Genomic DNA, 20,236 nt, shown 5'->3' with positions numbered 1-20,236 from the left:
GCCCCCTGTAGGCCGGGTCGTACCCGGATACGATCGGTACAGGAGCCCGTCCGAGCGGAAGGAGTTGACGTGGGCCTGCAACGCTTCGAGCGCAAGCTGGAAGGTCTGATCGGCAACACCTTCGCGCGCGTGTTCGGTGGCAGTGTCGTGCCCCAAGAGGTGGCACAGGCGCTGCAACGGGAGGGTGAGAGCAACATCCGTGAGCTCGCGGGTGGCAGACTGCTAGCCCCCAACCACTACAAGGTGTTGCTCGGACCTCAGGACCACGAGCGTCTTGCGGGCGATGAGCAGGATGAACTACGCATCACCCAGCTTCTCGCAGAGGGCCTGCGAGAGCACCTGGCCGAGTCCGGATGGGATACCTATGGTGACGTCGTAGTCTCCCTGGAGCGCTCCGAGGCGCTGCACACCGGACAGTTCCGAACCAGCTCGTCCGTCGACCCCGACGTGAAAGCGGCCAGCCGACGGTCAGCACCACCTCGCACCGCAGGAGACCGATCCATGAGCCAGCCACCCGGCTACGGACAAGGACAGGGCCAGCCCGGCCAGGACCCTTATGGTCAGGGCGGCTACGGCCAGCAGGGCTACGACCAGCAGGCCTACGGCCAGCAACAGGGCTATGGCCAGCAGGGGTACGACCAGGGCTACGGCCAGCAAGGCGGCTACGACCAGGGCTACGGCCAGCAGGGCGGCGGCTACGGCGGCGGCCAGCAGGGCTATGACCAGGGCTACGGCCAGCAGCAGGGCTACGACCAGGGTTACGGCGGCGGCCAGCAGGGCGGCGGCTACGACCAGGGCTACGGCCAGCAGCAGGGTTACGGCCAGCAGGGCTACGACCAGGGTTACGGCCAGCAGGGCGGTGGCTACGACCAGGGGTACGGCCAGCCGGCCGGCGGATATGACCAGGGTTACGGCCAGCAGCCGGCCTACGGTCAGCCCGGCGGCTACGACCAGGGCTACAACCAGGGCGGATACGCCCCTCCGGCCACCCAGGGCGCCAACCGCCAGCTCAACGCGACCCTGCACCTCGACGACGGTTCCAACCGCACGTACAACCTCAAGCAGGGTGGAAACGTCGTAGGACGTGGGCAGGAAGCCGACTTCCGCCTCCCGGACACGGGTGTCTCCAGGCGCCACCTGGAAATCTCCTGGGACGGGCAGAATGCGATGCTCGCTGATCTCGGTTCGACCAACGGCACCACGGTGAACGGCACGCCAGTGCAGACTTGGCAGCTCGCGGAGGGCGACGTCGTCCGCATCGGCCACTCGTCACTGGTCTTCCGCACCGCGGGCTGAGGTCGATACGGGCGTCGGTAAGCAACTCAAGGCAGGAGCGGTTACAACCGGTGCCAGAGCTGGTGATGCAGCTGACCAGAGCGGGCTTTCTCGTGCTCCTCTGGCTCTTTGTGCTGGCCGCCCTACGTGTGGTCCGCTCTGATCTCTACGCAGCCTCAGGGCTCCGGGCGTCAGGTCTGCCCGGATTCCGGAGGTCCGAGAAGTCGGCGAGGGGAAGCAAGGCGCCTCGGCAACTCGTGGTCACCCACGGGGCGCTGACAGGCACCCGCATCTCGCTCGACGGCAGGCCGATCCTGATCGGCCGCGCTGACGACTCCACTCTCGTCCTGGACGACGACTTCGCGTCGACCAGGCACGCGAGGCTGTCCATGCGCGGAACCGACTGGTACGTGGAGGACCTCGGCTCCACGAACGGCACCTACCTAGACCGAGCCAAGGTCACCGCACCCCTGCGAGTACCTCTCGGCACCCCGATCCGCATTGGCAAAACGGTGATCGAGCTGCGCTCATGACCTTGGTTCTTCGATACGCGGCCCGCAGCGACAGGGGCCTGGTTCGCTCCAACAACCAGGACTCCGTGTACGCGGGCCCCCGCCTGCTCGCAGTCGCCGACGGCATGGGTGGCCACGCCGCCGGTGAAGTCGCGAGCAAGGTGGTCATCGCCTCGCTGGCCCACGTCGACGACGACGAGCCGGGCGACGACCTCCTCGGCAAGCTCCGCGACGCGGTCGCGGCCGGCAACGGCGCCATTTCCGAACTGGTCACGAGCGACCCGGACCTGGAGGGCATGGGCACCACGCTCACGGCCATCCTGTTCGCGGGCAACAGGCTCGGGCTCGTGCACATCGGCGACTCGCGCGCGTACCTCCTCAGGGAGGGCATGTTCGCGCAGATCACGCACGACGACACGTTCGTCCAGTCGTTGATCGACGAGGGCCGGATCACGCCGGACGAGGCCGCGAGCCACCCACAGCGTTCACTGCTGCTGCGTGCCCTCACCGGCCACGACTTCGAGCCGAGCCTCACCGTGCGCGAGGCACGCGCCGGCGACAGGTTCCTGCTCTGCTCGGACGGTCTGTCCGGGGTCGTCTCGCAGGAGACGCTGGACGAGGCGATCCGCATCCCCGACCCGCAGGCCTGCGCGGACCGGATGATCGAGCTCGCGCTCAAGGGCGGCGGACCCGACAACGTCACGGTGATCGTGGCGGACGTCGAGGACGTCGACTTCGGCGACGACTACCCGATCGTCGGCGGCGCGGCCGGTGACGGCAGCGAGGAGCACAACACCCCGCCGGACTCCGCGGCGTCGCGAGCGAGCGCGCTCACGCAGCAGCGCCCGCCGATGCCGCAGCGCATGGAGGCACCGCCGCCACCGCCGCAGGACCCGAAGCGCAAGAAGCGCAACGCGATCAAGGCGTTCGCGATCATCTTCGTGCTGCTCCTGCTGACCGGTGTCGTGGCGGTCGGCGGCAAGCTGTGGCTCAACACCCAGTACTACGTCGGCGCCACCGAGGACGGCCAGGTCGCGATCTTCCGCGGCCTCAACGGCACCGTGCTCGGCTTCAAGCTGTCGTCCAAGGTCGAGGACTCGTGCCCGCCGGGATCGACGGGGTGCACCCCGATCACGCTGAAGGACCTGCAGGAAGCCGGTCGCAAGACCATCACCGCGGGTATCCGCAGCGATAACGGGATCGACGGCGCCCGCGCCGCGGTCAGGCTGCTGCGCACGGAGCACATGCTGCCGTTGTGCAAAGACACGTCGTCAACGTCGAACAGCACGACGACGACGCCCACGAGCCCGACCAGCACTCCGCCGGCGAACGGTTCGCCGAACCCGGAGACCGGCGCGACCGAGCCTTCACTCACCCCCTCCCAGCAGAAGCCGGGTGTGGAATGCCGGGAGGGTCCGTAGTTGATGGGCTCGCCCGTCCCCGTCGGGGAAGGCTCACCAGGCGCGTCGGTGGCGACGAGCACGTCGCCAGGACTGCGAGCGCCGACGCGGCGCGGCACCGAACTGGTGATGCTCGCGTTCGCAGCCGGTCTCGTGACGCTGGCGCTGATCCTGGTGGAACTCAACCAGGAGCGGTCGCTGAGCCTGAGGATCCTCTACCTCGGTCTCGCCTACCTCGGTCTCTTCGCCTGTGCCCACCTCGCCGTGCGCAGGTGGGCGCCCTACGCCGACCCCGCGATCCTGCCGTGCGTCGCCCTGCTCAACGGGCTGGGCCTGGTGGTGATCCACCGGATCGACCTCGCGCTGGAAGGCACCGTCTTCCCGGACGGCTCGACCTGGGATCCGGTGGCGTTCAAGCAGGTCATCTGGACCGCCATCGGGTTGTTGCTGTTCGCGGCCACGCTGAAGTTCCTTTCGGACCACCGCACGCTGGCGCGGTTCGGCTACACGTTCGGCCTCGTCGGACTGGTCGCGCTGATGCTGCCCGGTGTGCTGCCGGGGTTCATCGCGCCGGAGATCAACGGCGCGAAGATCTGGCTGCGAATCGGCCCGCTGTCCATTCAGCCGGGTGAGTTCGCCAAGATCCTCCTGATGGTCTTCTTCGCCGCGTTCCTGGTGTCGAAGCGGGACCTCTTCACCACCGCCGGTCGCCGGTTCCTCGGCATGGACCTGCCGCGCGCCCGCGACCTCGGCCCGTTGTTCGCCGCGTGGGGCGTCACGGTCGCGGTCATGGTGCTGCAGAAGGACCTCGGTTCCTCGCTGCTGTTCTTCGGCATCGTGCTGGTGCTGCTCTACGTCGCCACCGAACGCGCGGCCTGGGTCGTGCTCGGCCTCGGTCTGTTCACCGGTGGCGCGATCATCGCGTGGAAGCTCTTCACGCACGTGCAGCAGCGCGTGGCGAACTGGCAGGACCCGATCTCGCGCTACGACCTCATCGGCGGCGGCTACCAGATCTCCCAGTCGCTCTTCGGGCTCGCGACCGGCGGCATCGGTGGTGCCGGACTCGGCGCCGGCCGCCCGGAGATGATCCCCGAGGCGAACACCGACTTCATCACCGCCGTGATCGGCGAAGAGCTCGGGTTCGTCGGTTTCGCGGCACTGCTGCTGATCTACATGATCTTCGCCCTGCGCGGCCTGCGCAGCGCCATCGCCGTGCGCGACAGCTTCGGCAAGCTGCTCGGCGGCGGTCTGGCCTTCGCGGTGTGCTTCCAGGTGTTCATCGTCGTCGGCGGTGTCACCAAGCTGATCCCGATGACGGGTATCACCGCGCCGTTCCTGTCCTACGGTGGTTCGTCCCTTCTCGCGAACTACATCCTGGTCGCGTTGCTACTGCGAATTTCTGCCGCAGCGAGGGCCCCGCAGCGGGCTCCCAAGCCGAAACCGCAACAACCGGCAATCGCCGACCAGCACACTGTGATGGTGGAGCGTCCCAAATGAACACACCGCTCCGCCGCGTCGGCATGGCCATGATGGTGATGATCATCTTGCTCCTGGGCAACGCGACCTGGGTCCAGGTGATCAACGCCGACGAGTGGCGCAAGAACCCCTACAACAGGCGGGTGCTGCTCGACGAGTACGCCCGCAAGCGCGGCCTGATCACGGTCGCCGACGGCACGGTGATCGCGGACGTCAAGGAGACGACTGACCGTCTCCGGTATCTGCGCACCTACAACAACGGCCCGGTGTACGCGCCGGTGACGGGGTACCTGTCGGTCACCTACGGCACCTCCGGCATGGAGCGCGCGGAGAACGACCTGCTTAACGGCTCTGACGACCGGCTGTTCGCCCGCAGGGTCTCCGCGCTGATCACCGGCCGCGACCCGGTCGGCGGCAACGTCCAGCTCACGCTGGACTCGAAGGTGCAGCAGGTCGCGTACGACCAGCTGACCGCGAAGGGCTTCACCGGCTCCGTCGTCGCGATCAAGCCGGACACCGGCGAGATCCTCGCGATGGTGAGCACGCCGTCCTACGACCCGAACCGGCTCGCGAGCCACGACGGGACGGAGCAGCAGACGGCGTGGAAGGAGCTCACCGCCAAGGGCAACGGCAACCCGCTGATCAACCGCGCGACGCAGGGCCTCTACCCGCCCGGCTCGACGTACAAGGTGGTCGTGGCGGCCGCGGCGCTCGCCGACGGCAAGACCAAGGACTCCCAGTACACCGCGGCGGGCACGATCAACCTGCCCGGCACGTCGAACGCGCCGTTCCCGAACTTCAACGGCCAGCCGTGCGGCGGTGGCCAGACGGCGTCGATGGAGCTCGCGCTCGCCAAGTCGTGCAACACGGCGTTCGGCGAGATGGCGGCGCAGGTCGGCAAGTCCAAGCTGACGACGCAGTCGAACAAGTTCGGCTTCAACGACTCGGACCTCCAGGTGCCGCTGGCGGTCGAGACCTCGACCCTCGGCGCGATCCAGGACGAGGCGGCGCTCTACCAGAGCGGCATCGGCCAGCGCGACGTGCGCGTCACGCCGCTGCAGAACGCGATGGTCGCGGCGACGATCGCCAACGGCGGCAAGAGGATGCAGCCGTACCTGGTGTCGAAGGTGCTGGGGCCGGACCTGAAGCCGATCGACGAGACCGAGCCTGACCAGGTCGACACCGCCATGAGCACGGCGAACGCGAACGTGCTGCGCGACATGATGATCCAGTCGGAGCTCAACACCGGCGGCGAGGGTCGTCTGTCGAACGTCCAGGTGGCGTCGAAGACCGGTACCGCGGAGCACGGTGAGAAGGCGTCGGAGAACAAGCCGCACGCCTGGTACATCGCGTTCGCGCCGGCGCAGAAGCCGGAGATCGCGATCGCGGTGATCGTGGAGGACGGTGGCGACCGCGGTCTGGGTGCCACCGGTGGCAAGGTCGCCGCCCCGATCGGGCGCGCCGTGATGAACGCGTACCTGGCGGGTCGCTGATGCTGACCACGGGCCAGCTCCTCGCCGACCGCTACCGCCTCACCAGGCGGATCGCGGTCGGTGGCATGGGCGAGGTCTGGGAAGGCGCCGACGAGCGGCTCGACCGCAGGGTGGCCGTGAAGGTCCTCAAGGCCGAGCTGTCCGGCGACCCCGAGTTCCTGCACCGCTTCCGCACCGAGGCGCGGATGACCGCGTCGCTCAACCACCCCGGCATCGCGTCGGTGCACGACTACGGCGAGACGGCGTCCATCACGGACGGACCGGAGGACACGGCGTACCTCGTGATGGAGCTCGTCGAGGGTGAACCGCTCGCGACGATCATCTCCCGCGGCCGGCTGACCGCCGAGGTGACGCTGGATCTGCTGGAGCAGACCGGAAACGCGCTGCAGGCGGCCCATGAGCGCGGACTCGTGCACCGGGACGTGAAGCCGGGCAACATCATGGTCACGCCGTCGGGGAAGGTGAAGATCACCGACTTCGGCATCGCGAAGGCCGTGGACGCGGCACCCGTGACGCGGTCCGGCATGGTCATGGGAACTGCGCACTACATCGCACCGGAGCAAGCTCTTGGCGGTGAGGCCGAACCGGCGAGCGACGTTTACTCGTTGGCTGTGTGTGGTTACGAATGCCTTGCAGGACACCGGCCTTTCCTGTCGGACAACGCGGTGACCGTCGCCATGATGCACATCCGCGACATCGCGCCACCGTTGCCACCGGACGTGCCGCCGGGTGCGCGGGCGTTGATCGAGGCGACGCTGGTGAAGGACCCCCGGCAGCGCTACCGGACAGGTGGCGAGTTCGCCGCCGCCGTGAGCGCGGTGCGGGTGGGCCAGCCGCTGCCGACACCGTCCGGGTTCACGATGCCCCAGCTGGTGCCGCAGCAGATGGCACCGCCGCCGCCTCCGCCTCCACAGGTTTCGCAGCCACTCCCGGTTCCGCCGCAAATGGCACACCATCCGACGGGACCAGGTCGTCCGGGCACCCATCCGGGCATGCGACCAGCGCATCAGACCGGGACGTTCGCACCAATGCCGACGCCACCCGGGAGAAACCGGACCGTCGTCTGGGTTATGGTCGCTCTCCTGGTGACCGTGCTGCTGGTGCTCGGCGTGGTCGTCCTGTGGAAGTGGACCTTGAAGCCGAACGCCGGCAGCGGGCAAGGTGGCCTGCAGATCACCTCGAGCTCGGCGAACCCGCCGGCGAACGGACAGGCGCAGCCCGACTCCGCCGACCGGATACCGGGGAACGCGGCGAAGCGGATCGACGTGGACGACTACATCGGTCGTTCCGGCGACGAGGTCAGGACCGAGCTGATCGACCACGGCTTGGAGCCCAGGGTGCAGAGCCCGCAGGGCACAGCGCCGGGCGACCTGAAGAAGTGCCGGGTCACCGCCATCGCGCCGACAGGCGACGTGGCGGCTGGCTCGCAGGTGAAGGTGACGTGCGCGCCATGAGCAAGACCAGAACCGAGTTGGGAACACCGTCGACGAGGAGCGGGACGAAGCACCGATGAGCACTCCGCGACTGCTCTCAAACCGCTACGAACTGGGTGAGACCCTCGGGTACGGCGGCATGTCCGAGGTCCACAAGGGGCGGGACGTCCGCCTCGGCAGAGACGTGGCGATCAAGGTGCTGCGCGCTGACCTCGCCCGTGACACCCAGTTCCAGGAACGCTTCCGGCGTGAAGCGCAGAACTCCGCCGCCCTGAACCACCCGGCGATCGTCGCCGTCTACGACACCGGCGAGACGCAGACCGAGTACGGCCCGCTGCCGTACATCGTGATGGAGTTCGTCGACGGGCGAACGCTGCGCGACATCGTGAAGACGCAGGGCCCGCTGTCGGGCAAGCGCGCGATGGAGGTCATGGCCGACGTCTCGGCCGCGCTCGACTTCAGCCACCGGCACGGCATCGTCCACCGCGACGTGAAGCCGGCCAACGTGATGATCACCAAGTCCGGCGCCGTGAAGGTGATGGACTTCGGCATCGCCCGTGCGATACACGATGGCCAGGCCGCGGTCACCCAGACCGCCGCGGTGATCGGCACGGCCCAGTACCTGTCGCCCGAGCAGGCGCGCGGTGAGTCCGTCGACGCCCGTTCCGACGTCTACGCGGCCGGCTGCGTGCTGTTCGAGCTGCTGACGGGCGAGCCGCCGTTCACCGGCGACTCCCCCGTCGCCGTCGCGTACCAGCACGTGCGGGAGGACCCGAAGCCGCCGTCGTCGCTGAACCCGAAGGTGTCGCCGCAGCTCGACGCGATCGTGCTGAAGGCGATGTCGAAGGGCCCGGCGAACCGCTACCAGTCAGCGGCGGAGATGCGTGCCGACCTGGTGCGCGTGCTCTCGGGTCAGCGTCCGTCCGCGCCGGCCGTGATGACGGCCGAGGACCGCACCGCCGTGATGAACGAGCAGGCGCGCGCTCCTCGCACCCAGGTGATGTCCGGTGGTGGCAGACACCGCCCGGCGGCGTTGAGGTCGGAGCCGGCAGACGACTACGACCCGATCGCCGACGAGGAAGAGGAACGGCGCGCCAGGCGCAAGAAAGCCATCATGATCACGCTGGTGGTGATCCTGTGCATCGCCGTGCTCGGCCTCGCCGCCTGGATCACCAACAACATCATGAAGGCCGGCAGCCAGAACACCGAGCAGTCCTCCGTACCGTCGATCGTCGGCCGGAGCCCCCTGGAGGCCAAGGAGCTCGTCACGAAGGCCGGCCTCGTGCCGCTGCAGCAGGACGTCGCCTGCGAGCCGGGCGCGAACGGTGCACCGGCCCCGTGCACGACCGACCAGATCTCCAAGGTGATCAGGACGGACCCGCCGGACGGCAGCCGGGTGCAGAGGGGTTCGCAGGTCACGATCTTCGTCGGCGCGCCTCCCGGTGAGGCCACCGTGCCGGACCTGAAGGGCAAGTCCCCGCAGGAGGCTCAGGCGATCATCGACAAGGACCCCGGCGGCTTCAAGCTCGCGCAGAGCGCCGAGTCCGTCGAGGTCGACGACGCCAAGCTGCAGGGCAAGGTCGCGACGCAGAATCCCGAGGCCGGCCTGAAGCTGAAGAAGGGCGGCACGATCAACATCCAGCTCGGCAAGGCACCGGACAAGCAGAACGTGCCGAACGTCGTGGGCAGTGATGTGAACGATGCCCGCCAGACGCTCGAGGGCTCCGGCTTCAAGGTGAACATCGAGCAGGTCGACAGCGCGAAGCAAGAGGGTCAGGTCATCTCGCAGAACCCCGTCGGGAACAGCAAGGTGGCCAAGGACACGACCGTCACGCTGCGGGTGTCGAAGGGCAACCAGATCGAGATGCCGGACCTCTCCGGGATGACCGAGAAGGAAGCCACGGAGAAGCTGAGGTCGCTGGGCTGGAACGGAAACCTGAACGTTCAGCAGCAGCAGGTCAACAGTCCGTCCCAGGACAAGACCGTGCTCTCGCAGAACCCGGCCAAGGGCTCAACGATCACCAAGGGCGCGTCGGTGACGATCACCGTCGGCAAGTTCGGGATCGTGACGACCTAGGTTCGTGCATTGCCGGGGCGGCTTCCCTTCGGGGGAGCCGCCCCTTTTCATCACTGGCGAGCTGCTGCGGCGAGCGTGCGCATGCCGTTCTCGAGCTGCGCGACCGTCGCCTCGGGAACCTCGTAGCCGCAGACCTTGAGCCAGTTGGCGAGCATCCGGTGGCCGCCGTCGGTCAGCACCGACTCGGGGTGGAACTGCACACCCTCGACCGGGAGCTCCTTGTGCCGCATGGCCATGACGATGCCGGTCTCGGTCTTGCCGGTGACCTCGAACTCCGCGGGGATCGTCTCCGGCAGCACCGTGAGCGAGTGGTAGCGGGTCGCGATGAACGGCTTCGGCACGCCGTCGAGCACACCCTTGCCCTCGTGGAAGACGATGCTCGTCTTGCCGTGCAGCAGTTCGGGCGCGCGGTCGACCGTGCCGCCCCACACCACACCGATCGCCTGATGACCGAGACACACGCCGAAGACCGGCTTGCCGGTGTCGGCACACCGCTTGATGACGTCGATGCTCGCGCCTGCCCGCTCCGGCGTACCGGGCCCTGGGCTGACGAGCACCCCGTCGACCTTCGCGATCTCGTCGAGGTCCACCTCGTCGTTGCGCCGCACGACGCACTCGGCCCCGAGCTGGGCGAGGTACTGGACGAGGTTGTAGACGAAGCTGTCGTAGTTGTCGACCACGAGCACGCGCATGTACGAAGCCTAGTCGGTCGCGTCGAGTGAGTTAGCTCTCGTCATCGACGAGGTTAGGCTAACCTAAAATAGGTGTCATGAGTCGCCCCTTGCGCGTCGCGGTCGTCGGCGCTGGACCGGCCGGTGTGTACGCGGCCGACATCCTGACCAAGTCCGACGTCGACGTGCAGATCGACCTGTTCGAGAAGCTGCCGGCGCCCTACGGCCTCGTGCGCTACGGCGTCGCACCCGACCACCCCCGCATCAAGGGCATCGTCGGCGCACTGCAGAAGGTGCTCGACAAGCCGTCGGTCCGCTTCTTCGGCAACGTCGAGTACGGCGTCGACCTCAAGCTCGACGACCTGCGCCAGTTCTACGACGCGGTCATCTTCTCCACGGGCGCGTCCGCCGACCGCCCGCTCGACGTGCCGGGTATCGACCTGCCGGGCAGCTACGGCGCCGCGGACTTCGTGTCCTGGTACGACGGCCACCCGGACGTGCCGCGCACCTGGCCTCTGACCGCCACCTCGGTCGCGGTGCTGGGCGTCGGCAACGTCGCGCTGGACGTCGCGCGCATCCTGGCCAAGACCGCGGACGAGCTCCTGGTCACCGAGATCCCCGCCAACGTGTACGAGGGCCTGGCGTCCTCACCGGTCACCGACGTGCACGTGTTCGGCCGCCGCGGCCCGGCCCAGGCGAAGTTCACGCCGCTCGAACTGCGCGAGCTCGACCACTCGCCGAACGTCGAGGTGATCGTCCACGCCGAGGGCATCGAGTTCGACGAGGCCTCGATGCACGCGATCAGGACCAACAAGCAGGTCGAGATGATCGTGAAGACCCTCCAGGAATGGGCGATCCGCGACGTGGGCTCCCGCCCGCGCCGCCTGCACCTGCACTTCCTGGAAGCCCCGGTCGAGGTCCTCGGCACCGACCACGTCACAGGCCTGCGCACCGAAACCCAGGAGTTGACCGGCGACGGCAACGTCCGCGGCACGGGCGTCTTCACCGACTGGGAGGTCCAGGCCGTCTACCGCGCCGTCGGCTACCTCTCCACCCACCTGGCCGACATCCCGTTCGACCACGTCTCGGGCACGATCCCGCACCTCGCCGGCCGAGTGCTGGACCTCGACGAGGTGCCGATGCCCGGCGTGTACGTCACCGGGTGGATCAAGCGCGGCCCGATCGGCCTCATCGGCCACACCAAGGGCGACGCGCTGGAGACCATCACCAGCCTCCTCGAGGACGCCTCGGCACTCCCCCGCCGCAGCGCGCCCTCCCCGGACGCGGTCGTCCAGTTCCTGGAGCAGCGCGGCGTGCCGTTCGTGACCAACGAGGGCTGGCGCAAGCTCGACCTCCACGAGATGGCGCTGGGTGCCGCCGAGGGCCGTGAGCGCGTGAAGGTCGTGTCGCGCGAGGAGATGACCGCGATCTCGAACGGCCAGAATGGCGATTGACGCAGTGCCGTTCCCGGTCGTTCCCCGATGAAGCCGCCATCGCGTGTGGGCGCGATGGCGGTTTCACCTATTTCGGTGGCTCTCGTGCGGACACTTGGTCCGTGGACCCGTCGCTTCGCTCCCGCCTGGAACGCCTGAACGCGGAGTTCGCCGCCCTCGACATCGAGCCGGACCGGGCGGTGTGGCTCGCGTGCGACCTCCTGCTCGACGGCGTCGACACCCCCGCGCTCTGCGAGCTGGCCGGCGAGTCGCCGACGCGGCTCGACAAGTGGGAAGCCCGAGACCTTCTCCGGCAGGTGCTCGAGGAACTCGGCATCCCGCCGCTGTCCTACGAGGAGGCCGACTGGTTCCTCGGCCGCGAGGCAGCACTGCGAATTCTCGATGGCGCACCAAGCGCCGAGTGGGCTGACGAGACCTGGCGCATCACGCTGAAGCTGGCCGGCGACGGCGACGAGGTCTTCGCGGCGCTGGCGAACCACGACACCGACCCCGAGCCGTTTCGCGGCTTCGTGCGCGAATACCTGCGGCTTGCCGACGAACAGTCTGGAGCGGTCACACCGTGAACCCCGAGCTGCGCTCCCGCCTGCTGCACTTGAACGCGGATCGGCTTCTGCCGTCGCAGGCCGCGTGGCTGGCGTGCGACCTGCTGGTCGCCGGTATCGGGACGCCGGCGGTGGTCGAGCTGGCCGGGGAGTCGCCGGCAGGGCTGCTGGCGGACGACGCCGAGCTGCTCGCCGACCGGGTGCTGGCGGAGCTCGGCATTCCACGGCTCAACCGCGAGCAGGTGGAGCTGGTGGAGTGCCGTGAGCTGGCGCTGGACGTCATCAGCGGCGAGCTCGCGCCCGAGCACTGGGCGTGCTGCATCTGGCCGCTCGGGCGGTTCTGGCGAGGGGACGACCTCGACACGTTTCGGGCGGTGGCTGTGCACGACCCTGCCGAGGTGTCGGAGGACGTCCTCGAGTACGCCCGCGAGTTCGTGCGGATCGCGGATGAGCGGCTCAGGGTGTGGCTGCCCTGCCCCCCTGAACCGGTGTGCTCACTCGGTGGTGACGTTGTTGAACGGCAGCTTCGGCTCCGCCCACGGGAACACCACGAACATCAGCAGCGCCACGATGCCCGCGACCAGCACGACGGCCTGGATGATCCGCAGGAACAGCGGGCCCGGCAGGTGTCGCCAGATCCAGCCGTACATCAGCCCTCCGTCATCTCTGGCGGCACGAAGCCGTCGGCCACCGGGTAGCTCTTGGTCTCGATGGCGTGCACGATCAGGCGCTGCTTGTCGGAGAAGCGCGGGTGGCAGGTCGTCAGGGTGAGCAGGCGGGCCTGCTTGTCGGGCGGCACCGTGGCGTTGACCTGGTGCGGGATCGGGGCGATGACCTCGCCCTGGGTCGGCGCCACGATCTCCTGGCCCACGGTCTTGGCGTAGGCGTCGCCGAGGGTCGTGGACAGCGGTGCCACTCCGGCGCAGGCCGGCTGCTTCGACTTCGGGTTCGAGGCCCAGCCCGCCACCTCGTTGCGCATGGGGAGCACCCGGTAGACGAACCACTGGGTCTGGGTCTGCACGACGATGGCGTTGCAGGACTGGAGCAGGTCGAGGTCGTTGAACGGGGCGCCCTTGCCCACGCGGTGACCCGCGATGGAGAAGTTGCCCGGCTCGCCCGGCTGGGCGGTGTCCTTGTAGTGGCCGGGGCCGATCTCCAGGTGCTTGTCCGTGGTGCCCTCGACCACCGAGAACTTCCAGTCGTTGCCGAAGACCGGGATGTACATCTTCGCGAAGGCCTTGCCTTCGATGAGGTTCAGCTTCGTCTGGCGGTTCGGGTCGGACGGGGGCGGCGTGACGACGTTCGAGCCCCATTCGGAGTCGAGCGCGGCGGTGGCCTCCTGCTGCTTCTCCGCGGAGAGCAGGTCGGTCACGTAGACCTCGTAGACGACGAAGAGCAGCACGACCAGGCCCATCGTGATGAGAGCCTCGCCGAAGCCGCGCACGGCCTTGCGCGCGAAGCTGTCCGGCGGCGGGGCCGGCTTGTCGTCCTCCCCGTCGTAGTACTCGTCATCGTCGTAGTACTCGTCGTCGTAATCGTCCTCGACGCGCGGGATCACCTCGGTGGGCGGATCGACCGGGCGGGGACGAGGCGGACGCGGCATTCCCTGCGGAGGAGTTCCTCTCGGCTGCGTCCCCGGGGGTGGACCGGGAGGCAGGCCGACAGGCGGACCGGGAGGCATGCCGCGCGGCGGCGTTCCCGGTGGCGGTCCTTGCGGCATTCCGCGCGGAGGAGTGCCCGGCGGCGGGACCTGCTGGTGACGCGGCGGGCTGCCCGACGGGGGCAGGCTTCCGGAGAAAGCGCTGGTGAACTGGGTTGCGTCGGGCGGGGGCAGCGGGCGCGGTGAAGGTGCGGCCCGCACGTGCTGCAGGTCGTCACGACGGGGTGCAGGACGCCGTGGAGGCGGCTGCTGCGGACCCGAGTTCACCTGAGAACCTCCGCGCGGACTGTGAACTGAAAACAACTGCGTCTGCCAGGTGGTTCGCTGACCACCTTCGCTACGTTAACGTGTTCCCCGAGTAGTGCACGTAAACTTGCGTCACTCAGGGATATCCACGTCAGGCGAGGACAGCATGCCCAAGTCCAAGGTCCGGAAGAAGGCGGTCTACACCGCACCCACTGACCGCCGCACGCCGGTCAAGGTCAAGGCAGCGGGACCGTCTCACCCGGTCTACGTCGTTGTCATGCTCGGCTTCATGCTGCTGGGCCTCGCGTGGCTGGTCGTCAACTACATCGCGGCCGAGAAGATCCCGTTCATGCTCGAGCTGGGCGCGTGGAACTTCGCCATCGGCTTCGCGCTGATGATCATCGGTCTGTTGATGACGATGCGCTGGCGCTAGCCACTCGTAGCCCTCAGCTCATCACTGTTCGTCGAGGTCGGCCCGGACGTCACACGTCCGGGCCGACCTTTGTTATCACCGGGTTCACCTGGTTCATCTGAGCGTCACCGAAGCACACGGCTGTAAGTCATCCCCATTGGGGACAAGTCCTGTGGACAACTTTGCGAGAAAATGCACAAGCGGCCGTTTCCCCTCACGCGGTGCCGTTCAGCGGTCCACATTTCATGCGGGACACTCGACGGTGTGACTCGCACCTGGTCCACTCCCGCCCCGCTCGTCGCCGGCGCGTGGGTGCTCGCTCTCCTGCTCGCCTTCGCCGCGATCATCGCCGACGACAACGCGGGCCGTCTCCTCGTCGGACTGGCAACGCTGCTGGTCACGTACCTCGCGGCGTTCGCGACGATCGCGCGGCCGCGCCTGTCGGCCGACGCGAACGGGCTCGCTGTGCGCGGGTTCGCGAGCACCACGCACCTGCGGTGGCACGAGGTGAAGGTCAAGCTGCAGACCACCCGCCGGCTCGGCAGGGAACAGCAGACATTGGAACTCGACGCCGACGACCGTCTCGTGGTGCTCACGAAACTGGACCTCGGCGCCGATCCGGAAGAAGTCGCGGGCGTCCTGCACGCGCTGCGCCCGTAATCAGGTCAGCGGCACGTCCTGGCGTACTCGATGGCGTATTCGGCCGCCGTGTCGAGCTCGGAGGCGCGCAACACGAACATGCCGCCGAGCAACACCACCGCCGCCACGACAGCCGCGATTTGGTACAGGTTGCGGTTCTGCCGCGGCGCCCTGACCATCGCGAGCGTCAGCAGGCCGCCGATGACGAACCCGCCGAGGTGCCCGAGCAGTGAGGCGTTGGTGAAGAGGTTCGACACCAGGTTGATGCCGACGACCACGACGATCGTCGAAATGTCCCGCCGCTGCCGCTTCCACAGGATGAGCAACGCGCCCATCAGGCCGAACACGGCACCGGACGCACCGGCGAGCTGCTGGCAGACGGTGCCGAAGTAGAACGCCGCCGCGCTGCCGCCGAACAGCGACAGGAAGTACACGGCGCAGAACCTCAGCCTGCCGAGCTCCCTCTCGACGTGCTGGCCGACGACGTAGAGCACCGCCATGTTGAGTGCCAGGTGAATCAGCCCGAAGTGCATGAAGCCCGACGTGAGGATCCGCCACCACTCACCGTTCGCGGTGGGTCCGGGGATCATCGACGTCAACAGGAAGAGCGGCGACCTGTCGTTGTTCATCGGGCTGCCGGACTGGAAGACCGTGACCACGTACGCGAGCACGTTGAACGCGATCAGCACCGGCGTGATGATCACGCGGTCCGTCACCTCGGCACCCACGAGCGTGCGGGCACTGCGCACCGAGCGCTTGCCCTCGTTCACGCAGTCGACGCACTGCATGCCGACCGCGGCGTCGCGCAGACAGTCCGGACAGGCCGGACGGTCGCACCTGGTGCAGCGCAGCCGGGTGGGCCGATCGGAATGACGTGCGCAGACCGGGGTTTCCGGCTCCGCTCCGATCGGCCCTTCCGGTGGCACGAGTGCGTCGCTCACGCGCGTTCGATCGTGATCCGCTCGATCTTGATGTCGTTGACGGGGCGGTCGCCGGCGCCGGTCGTGGTGTTGCCGATCGCGTCGACGACGTCACGCGACTCCTGGTCGGAGACCTCGCCGAAGATCGTGTGCTTGAAGTTCAGCCACGTCGTCGGCGCCACGGTGATGAAGAACTGCGAGCCGTTGGTGTTGGGCCCGGCGTTCGCCATCGCGAGCAGGTAGGGCTTGTTGAACTGCAGTTCCGAGTGGAACTCGTCCGCGAAGCGGTAGCCGGGGCCGCCGCGCCCGGTGCCGGTCGGGTCACCGGTCTGGAGCATGAAGCCGGCGATGACGCGGTGGAACAGGGTCCCGTCGTAGAACGGGCCCGATTTCGTGCCGCTCGCGTTCGCCTCGGTGTAGTCCTTGGTGCCCTCGGCGAGCCCGACGAAGTTCGCCACCGTCTTGGGGGCGTGGTCGGGGAACAGGTTGAGACGGATGTCGCCCTGCGTGGTGTGCAGGGTCGCCGTCACCTTGGTCCCGACGAAGGATTCGTTGCTGTCAGCCACCACCCCATCGTGCCATCCACGGGCGCTGATGTTCAGGAAGGGGCACCATGGGGTATCTGCATGACATCACCGGACGACAACGTGTGGAGCACAGAATGGACGAGGTGGACGTCATGACCCGTGCCGGCGAGAACGTTGGCAAGGCTGTCGGCACCGGTCTGAAGGCCGCGCGTCAGGGTGTCGTTCGCGCTGGTCACGCCGCTGAGGTGAAGCTTGCGGAGCGTGGCATCACGGCTGACCAGGTGCGCGGCGCGCTCGTCGAGCGAGCCGACCAGCTCATGGGCAAGGCGGAGGACTGGGAGAAGCAGACGCGCCGCTCCCGCAAGCGCCTCGCCAAGAAGAGCGCGAAGACGCGCGCCGACCTCATGAGCAAGGCCGAAGAAGTGCGCAAGGAAGTCAAGAAGGCGGCCAAGCACGCCCGCAAGGACGCCAAGGTGCGCGCCAAGGAAATTCGCAAGGCAGCGGCCAAGATCGGCGCCGATGCCCCGAAGCGTCGCCGCTGGCCGTGGGTGATGGGTCTTCTGATCGCCGCTGCGGTAGCCGGCTACATCGCGTTGACGCGCAGGCCGGAAGAGGTCCACCTGCAGGACGACGAGGAGCAGGCCCCGCTGCCGGAGCCCGTCCTCAACGGACAGGTGCCGACCCAGAAGGAACCCGTCAAGTAAGACGCGGAACAGCAGAACGGGTGGTCTTCCGTCTGGAAGACCACCCGTTCGCGTGAGTTCGGTTGGCTAACCGGTCAGACCGCCAACAGCAGCTGGCCGGTCATCGAACCGAGGTTGTTGAACAGGTTGAACGTCGGCACCTCGGTGGCGCCCATCAGGCCGTCCGCGAACGACAGGTCCAGCGGCAGCGCGCGGGCCTGTGCCTCTTCGCCCTCGCTCGGGTCCAGGTAGGTCACGTCGGTGACCGCCTGGCCCAGCAGCTCGACCGGCAGGTCGTAGATCAGCACGTTGCCCGCGAGCGGGACGTCCATGATCCGGCCCGACAGGCCGCTGCCCGCGGGAGCCGTGGAGTGCTCACCACTGGCGACCGCGGCGGTGAACGTCTCGGCGGTGGCGGTGGCGTTGCCCGCAGCCGCGACCGCGACGCTGACGGTCTTGACGATGGCCGGCACGTGGGCGCCGATGCTGTTGCCCGCGACCGAACCGCCCTCGGAGGTCGTGGTGTCGTCGCCGCCCGCCATCGCGACGGTCTTGTCGTGAGCGCACACCAGCGCCTGGCCGCCCAGCGTGCCCGCGAGGGACACGACCTGCACGACCGGCGCGGCGTCGGCGCGGACGATGTTGCCGGCGACCGAACCACCGTCGCCGTGGGTCTCGCGCGCACCACCGGCACCGGAGAAGGTGTCGACGGCCGCGTGCGACTCGGCGATGCCGGGCGCGGCCGCAGCCACACCGAAGACCTCGGCCACACCGGCCCAGGCGACCGGGACGATGTTGCCGGAGAGCGACCCGTCCGTGCCGTCGGTGGTCTGCTCACCACCGGCGACGTGGTTCACGACGCCCTCGTGCTCGGTGTACGCGTGGCCGCCGACGGTGCCGGCGACACCCGCCGGGTTCACCAGGGGCTGGATCACGGCGCCCTCGACGAGGTTGCCGGAGAGCGAGCCGCGGTTGCCGTTGGAGACGGCGTCGCCACCGGCGACGAAGTTCGCGAGCTGGGTGCCCTCGGCCTCGGCGAGACCAAGGCCGGACAGAGCGTTGTCGGCCATCAGGAACGACGCGATGACCGGCGCGTTGACGACGTTGCTCGCGGCGGTGCTGCCCTCGGGCGTGCCGTCCGGCGTGCCGGCGACGGTGTCTCCACCGACCGTGACGTACTTGATCGAGGTCGGGGCCTTGGCGGTCGCCATGCCGCCCACGGTGTAGGCCTGGCCGACGGCGTTCGCGGCCGCGATGACCGGCGCCTGGGCGATGTTGCCGCCCAGCACCGAGCCCGTGCCCTTGGTCTCCAGCGGTCCACCGGCGGTGATGTGCTGCTCGCTGGAGGCGTTCGAGTACGCCTGGCCGCCCACCGAGAACGCGTTCGAGAACGCCTCGGCGAGCAGCGCGACCGGAGCGGACACGATGTTGCCGCCGAGCGTGCTGTCCTCACCGGTGGTCTGGACGGGGCCGCCCGAGATCATCGTGTTGGTCTCGTCGTACTGGGCAGACGCGTTGCCGAGGCCGGCTGCGGAGGTGCTGGACAGACCGTGCGGCAGCGTGACGGGCACCTGCACGACCTGGCCGGAGCCGGCGCTCTCGGCGCCACCGGTCTTGATCGGGCCGGGGCTCGCGGTCGACAGCTTGGTCTTCGAACCGCTCGCGTCCGCGTTGCCGCCGACGGTGACGGCGTCACCGCACAGCTCGCAGGGCAGGGCCAGCGTCGGCTGCGCGACCAGGCCGGACAGCACGCCGCGACGGCCTTCGGTGAGGACATACTCGCCGCCGGTGCGGGAGGGCAGCGGGGTGCCGACCTCGGCGATGCCGGTGTCGTGCGAGTGCGACGTCGCGTTGCCCGCGGCGCTGTAGGCACCGGTGTTCAGGCCGACCGGGTGGCCGTGCGAGAAGTCGACGATGCTGCCGCCGGCGACGCTCTCCGTGCCGTCGGACTTGAGGCCACCGTCGATGCGGCCGATGTCGGTGCTGCAGCCGTCGGTCTCGGCGATGCCGAGGCCTGCGATGGCGTTGTTGTTGAAGCCGACCGGCAGGGACTGGCGGATCGCGGCGATGATGCCGTTCGCCGTGCCCTTGCGTCCGCTGGTCTCCCAGTCGCCGCCGCCGTGAACCGCCATGAGCGCGCTGTTCTGCGTCTTGGCGTTGGCGCCAACGGCGATGGCGTTGCCGGTGATCTGGGTCGGCACGTACCCGGTGATGCCGGCGATGATGCCGGTCAGGGTGCCGTTGTCGCCGTTGGTGGTCACGGCGTTCGGGCGGTGGTACCAGTACTCGGACTCGTTCGTCGTCTCGACGTCGCCGAGCAGGGCGATCGCGTTGCCCGAGATGTCGATCGGAACCATGCCGTCGACGGGGATCGTGGTGCCGCTCAGCGGGTGGCCGGGCGGGAGCACCTTGACGGCCGGGACCAGCTTGCCCAGCGGACCGGTCTTGATCTGCTCGTTGTGGATCGACGGGAGCGCGATCTCACCGAGCGGGGTGCCGATCTTGTTGTTCGCCGCGTGGATCGGAACGTCCACGCCGGGCCCGCTCAGCAGGCCGGCCGGCGCCGAACCGTCGACGGCACCGTGCGGCTGTGGCGGGCAGGTCGCCTCGCAGCCACCGGCGTTCGCGACGCCGGTACCGAGGGCGATCATTCCTCCGGTAACCAGTGCGGCTTGGATACCGCGCTTGGCCCAGATGCGCATTGCAACTCCTGTTCGGGGATTTTTCTGTGCGAGGGTTCGCAAATGCGCGGTTCGACGGCGCTGGGTACAACGCTGACCGAGGGGGCGGCGAAGCCTCAGCGGGCTTCCGCGAAC

The 20,236-nt window shown here is 68.5% G+C and carries 18 protein-coding genes; 13 read left to right on the top strand and 5 right to left on the bottom strand.

From position 1 onward, the window contains the following. The first annotated feature begins 69 nt into the window (after nt 1–69). Genes ABFX45_RS01135 through pknB form a run of 7 tightly spaced genes read left to right on the top strand, consistent with a single transcriptional unit; the run spans nt 70 to nt 9,666 of the window. On the top strand, nt 70–1,296 hold the full coding sequence (locus ABFX45_RS01135) for an FhaA domain-containing protein (protein WP_109630221.1): 1,227 nt from the start codon (nt 70–72) through the stop codon (nt 1,294–1,296). Nucleotides 1,297–1,346: 50 nt separating this feature from the next. Next, nucleotides 1,347–1,808 carry an FHA domain-containing protein FhaB/FipA gene (locus ABFX45_RS01130; RefSeq protein WP_030465595.1) on the top strand — a complete coding sequence of 154 codons (462 nt, stop codon included), beginning with the start codon at nt 1,347–1,349 and terminating at the stop codon, nt 1,806–1,808. Then, nucleotides 1,805–3,208 carry a PP2C family protein-serine/threonine phosphatase gene (locus ABFX45_RS01125; RefSeq protein WP_109630218.1) on the top strand — a complete coding sequence of 468 codons (1,404 nt, stop codon included), beginning with the start codon at nt 1,805–1,807 and terminating at the stop codon, nt 3,206–3,208. The genes ABFX45_RS01130 and ABFX45_RS01125 overlap by 4 nt, the downstream gene beginning before the upstream one ends. Before the next feature lie 3 nt (nt 3,209–3,211). After that, nucleotides 3,212–4,684, top strand: coding sequence for an FtsW/RodA/SpoVE family cell cycle protein (locus ABFX45_RS01120; RefSeq protein WP_109630215.1), 1,473 nt, complete (start codon nt 3,212–3,214; stop codon nt 4,682–4,684). Then, nucleotides 4,681–6,156, top strand: coding sequence for a peptidoglycan D,D-transpeptidase FtsI family protein (locus ABFX45_RS01115; RefSeq protein ID WP_109630211.1), 1,476 nt, complete (start codon nt 4,681–4,683; stop codon nt 6,154–6,156). The genes ABFX45_RS01120 and ABFX45_RS01115 overlap by 4 nt, the downstream gene beginning before the upstream one ends. Beyond that, nucleotides 6,156–7,610 (top strand): serine/threonine-protein kinase, encoded by a 1,455-nt coding sequence (locus tag ABFX45_RS01110; RefSeq protein WP_346126928.1) that lies wholly within the window; start codon nt 6,156–6,158, stop codon nt 7,608–7,610. Before ABFX45_RS01115 ends, ABFX45_RS01110 begins: the two co-directional genes overlap by 1 nt. A 55-nt stretch (nt 7,611–7,665) precedes the next feature. Next, nucleotides 7,666–9,666: a Stk1 family PASTA domain-containing Ser/Thr kinase gene (gene pknB, locus ABFX45_RS01105; protein WP_109630203.1), complete on the top strand. Its 2,001-nt coding sequence runs from the start codon at nt 7,666–7,668 to the stop codon at nt 9,664–9,666. Between the two features lie 50 nt (nt 9,667–9,716). Here pknB and ABFX45_RS01100 read toward each other — a convergent pair whose 3' ends face one another. Then, a complete protein-coding gene (locus tag ABFX45_RS01100) occupies nt 9,717–10,358 on the bottom strand; it encodes an aminodeoxychorismate/anthranilate synthase component II (RefSeq protein ID WP_109630200.1) in 642 nt (213 codons plus the stop codon). Between the two features lie 77 nt (nt 10,359–10,435). Here ABFX45_RS01100 and ABFX45_RS01095 point away from each other — a divergent pair, with 77 nt between their 5' ends. The 3 genes from ABFX45_RS01095 (at nt 10,436) to ABFX45_RS01085 (ending at nt 13,031) form a co-directional block, all read left to right on the top strand. Then, a complete protein-coding gene (locus tag ABFX45_RS01095; RefSeq protein WP_346126925.1) occupies nt 10,436–11,791 on the top strand; it encodes an FAD-dependent oxidoreductase in 1,356 nt (451 codons plus the stop codon). A 101-nt stretch (nt 11,792–11,892) separates the two neighbouring features. Beyond that, nucleotides 11,893–12,354, top strand: a complete 462-nt coding sequence (locus ABFX45_RS01090) for a hypothetical protein (RefSeq protein WP_109630193.1) — start codon at nt 11,893–11,895, stop codon at nt 12,352–12,354. Beyond that, nucleotides 12,351–13,031: a hypothetical protein gene (locus tag ABFX45_RS01085; protein ID WP_346127330.1), complete on the top strand. Its 681-nt coding sequence runs from the start codon at nt 12,351–12,353 to the stop codon at nt 13,029–13,031. The genes ABFX45_RS01090 and ABFX45_RS01085 overlap by 4 nt, the downstream gene beginning before the upstream one ends. On the opposite strand, the gene ABFX45_RS01080 is transcribed toward ABFX45_RS01085, so the two are convergent. After that, on the bottom strand, nt 12,983–13,936 hold the full coding sequence (locus ABFX45_RS01080; protein WP_346126923.1) for a class E sortase: 954 nt from the start codon (nt 13,934–13,936) through the stop codon (nt 12,983–12,985). The two genes, ABFX45_RS01085 and ABFX45_RS01080, sit on opposite strands and share 49 nt — an antisense overlap. A gap of 469 nt (nt 13,937–14,405) precedes the next feature. Between ABFX45_RS01080 and crgA the strand changes: the two genes are divergently transcribed. Together crgA and ABFX45_RS01070 are read left to right on the top strand one after the other, a co-directional pair. After that, nucleotides 14,406–14,672 (top strand): cell division protein CrgA, encoded by a 267-nt coding sequence (gene crgA / locus ABFX45_RS01075; protein WP_030465604.1) that lies wholly within the window; start codon nt 14,406–14,408, stop codon nt 14,670–14,672. Nucleotides 14,673–14,915: 243 nt separating this feature from the next. Next, nucleotides 14,916–15,311, top strand: a complete 396-nt coding sequence (locus ABFX45_RS01070) for a PH domain-containing protein (protein ID WP_346126920.1) — start codon at nt 14,916–14,918, stop codon at nt 15,309–15,311. 5 nt (nt 15,312–15,316) lie between these two features. Here ABFX45_RS01070 and ABFX45_RS01065 read toward each other — a convergent pair whose 3' ends face one another. Further along, nucleotides 15,317–16,231, bottom strand: a complete 915-nt coding sequence (locus ABFX45_RS01065; RefSeq protein WP_346126918.1) for a rhomboid family intramembrane serine protease — start codon at nt 16,229–16,231, stop codon at nt 15,317–15,319. Further along, nucleotides 16,228–16,776 (bottom strand): peptidylprolyl isomerase, encoded by a 549-nt coding sequence (locus ABFX45_RS01060; protein WP_109632974.1) that lies wholly within the window; start codon nt 16,774–16,776, stop codon nt 16,228–16,230. Before ABFX45_RS01060 ends, ABFX45_RS01065 begins: the two co-directional genes overlap by 4 nt. Nucleotides 16,777–16,871: 95 nt before the next feature. Between ABFX45_RS01060 and ABFX45_RS01055 the strand changes: the two genes are divergently transcribed. Further along, the gene (locus ABFX45_RS01055; protein WP_346126916.1) at nt 16,872–17,441 is read left to right on the top strand and encodes a hypothetical protein; all 570 of its coding nucleotides are present in this window, start codon (nt 16,872–16,874) and stop codon (nt 17,439–17,441) included. Between the two features lie 74 nt (nt 17,442–17,515). Here ABFX45_RS01055 and ABFX45_RS01050 read toward each other — a convergent pair whose 3' ends face one another. Next, nucleotides 17,516–20,122 carry a hypothetical protein gene (locus ABFX45_RS01050; RefSeq protein ID WP_346126914.1) on the bottom strand — a complete coding sequence of 869 codons (2,607 nt, stop codon included), beginning with the start codon at nt 20,120–20,122 and terminating at the stop codon, nt 17,516–17,518. Between the last annotated feature and the right edge of the window lie 114 nt (nt 20,123–20,236).

The sequence above is a fragment of the Lentzea roselyniae genome (genome assembly GCF_039537795.1).
Taxonomy (GTDB): Bacteria; Actinomycetota; Actinomycetes; order Mycobacteriales; family Pseudonocardiaceae; genus Lentzea; species Lentzea atacamensis.
Note: the sequence above shows the minus strand (reverse complement) of the source record. Positions and strands in the feature narration are given on the sequence as shown.

Coding starts and splice junctions, on each gene's coding strand:
- ABFX45_RS01110 (WP_346126928.1), top strand. CDS start 6,156: ATGCTGACCACGGGCCAGCTCCTCGCCGACCGCTACCGCCTCACCAGG.
- pknB (WP_109630203.1), top strand. CDS start 7,666: ATGAGCACTCCGCGACTGCTCTCAAACCGCTACGAACTGGGTGAGACC.
- ABFX45_RS01100 (WP_109630200.1), bottom strand. CDS start 10,358: ATGCGCGTGCTCGTGGTCGACAACTACGACAGCTTCGTCTACAACCTC.
- ABFX45_RS01125 (WP_109630218.1), top strand. CDS start 1,805: ATGACCTTGGTTCTTCGATACGCGGCCCGCAGCGACAGGGGCCTGGTT.
- ABFX45_RS01115 (WP_109630211.1), top strand. CDS start 4,681: ATGAACACACCGCTCCGCCGCGTCGGCATGGCCATGATGGTGATGATC.
- ABFX45_RS01055 (WP_346126916.1), top strand. CDS start 16,872: ATGGACGAGGTGGACGTCATGACCCGTGCCGGCGAGAACGTTGGCAAG.
- ABFX45_RS01095 (WP_346126925.1), top strand. CDS start 10,436: ATGAGTCGCCCCTTGCGCGTCGCGGTCGTCGGCGCTGGACCGGCCGGT.
- ABFX45_RS01080 (WP_346126923.1), bottom strand. CDS start 13,936: ATGCCGCGTCCGCCTCGTCCCCGCCCGGTCGATCCGCCCACCGAGGTG.
- ABFX45_RS01050 (WP_346126914.1), bottom strand. CDS start 20,122: ATGCGCATCTGGGCCAAGCGCGGTATCCAAGCCGCACTGGTTACCGGA.
- crgA (WP_030465604.1), top strand. CDS start 14,406: ATGCCCAAGTCCAAGGTCCGGAAGAAGGCGGTCTACACCGCACCCACT.
- ABFX45_RS01120 (WP_109630215.1), top strand. CDS start 3,212: ATGGGCTCGCCCGTCCCCGTCGGGGAAGGCTCACCAGGCGCGTCGGTG.